This is a genomic window from Protofrankia sp. Cj3, from assembly GCF_917627355.1.
In the GTDB taxonomy this organism is placed as follows: Bacteria; Actinomycetota; Actinomycetes; order Frankiales; family Frankiaceae; genus Protofrankia.
This window is the reverse complement of sequence record NZ_CAKJTR010000022.1, coordinates 40,991-42,448: the sequence shown is the minus strand read 5'-3', so window position 1 is coordinate 42,448 and position 1,458 is coordinate 40,991. Positions and strand designations below refer to the sequence as shown.

General features: G+C 64.7%; 1 pseudogene. It reads left to right on the top strand.

The window, feature by feature from the left end:
- Positions 1-1,160 precede the first annotated feature (1,160 nt).
- Positions 1,161-1,458, top strand: a pseudogene (locus tag MJ783_RS05085) (hypothetical protein); the annotation flags it as partial.

The window sequence follows — 1,458 nt, the reverse complement described above, 5'->3', positions numbered from 1 at the left end:
CAGGTCGCCGACGACGGCAGCCCGCAAGTCGGCGTCGAAGTCCTCAATGCTCTCGAACAGCTCGGTATGACCGGCGTCAGCCTCAGCCAATGCCTCGTCGAGCGCTGTCTGCGCAACAGAAGAAAGATCGACACTCTCAACACCGACCAGGGCGACCGGCACCTCGTAGTCCACCTGGGCCTCCGTCGGTGTCCTTCTCCCCCGGGTACGGGGGAGGATCTTCCTGCAACTCCCGGCGAGACGGACTACCGTTACCCATCTCGACAGGTGTGTTGAAGACCGCCCTCTACGGTACCACGCAATACAACATCTAGATCATTAGACGGCCCGGAGAGGACGGGATCCACACCCTGCGGGGGTACCCAAGACCACCGGCCGACGGAATGTCATGCAGCCACCTGGATTTCGGCCGGGACGCCGCTTACCTTCCGTCACCGGCACCGAGAGCGGTGCCGTACTGCAGTTGTACTGCAACGGGGGTAGACGTGGGTGGACGGTCCGCCGAGGGCTACGGATCAAGACGCGGCGCGAGCCGCGCCCCGCACCACGACATCCACGGGAAGAACCGGGGCCGACAGTCCATGCCGCAGCCGGAGTCCCAACGACGAGCGACATGCCGAGCCGCCGCCGCGACCGGCGGCATGCACCGTTCGTGGTCATTCCGGCTACGCCCCGAGCGCCTTCGCCGCCGACCACAAGCCCTGGGCCCGTTTGGTATCCGTCTCGGACATGAGCAGGTGGTGCCGCTCGCTGTCGGCCTGCCCACGTGCGTGGACGTGATTGAACGCCGATGACGTCGGCGTTGTATCCACCTCCGTCAGACCTCCAGAGAATCTTCAGGTAACCGCGTGTCTCCTGGGTATGCGCAAGCAGATCCCAAGGCAGGCAGAGTGCGGATGGTGACGGATACGCGAACCTGACCTTGACACACGTTCCGTCGTGAAAGGCCACGATCCAGCCGGCTTCCCCCATGGCGATCACGTGGTGGCGTGGTCGTGGCCGACTCACCATCCTTGATCAATTGTTGACGCGGTCTTCTGCACCTCGTGACCGACATCCACGATGATCGTCATCATGGTCATAGACGGACCGCACCGACAGCTGATGCCGGAGCGAGGCCACGGTCACCCCTCAGCTGTGTCTGTGGATGATTGCCCACTATGGGTAGTACCACAGGGAAAGGACGGATCCCGTCCTGGCTGATCCTGATCGTGGGGACGCTCGGAGCGGGCGCTGTAGCCCTGGCCAGCGGCGACAAATGGGCTGGTGCGCTGGCTGTAGCAGCGCTGACACTGGCATGGGCGAGCTACCGCGCCGATCGCGGGGACAACCAGGCCGGCGACATCGACATGGCTCCGGTCGCCGATCGGCTTGCCGATCAGCTGACAGCCCAGTGGTCCGCGGAGGCCAACCGCCGGGATCTCACCCGGCCTCCCCTGACAGTGTCCTGGCAGCCGG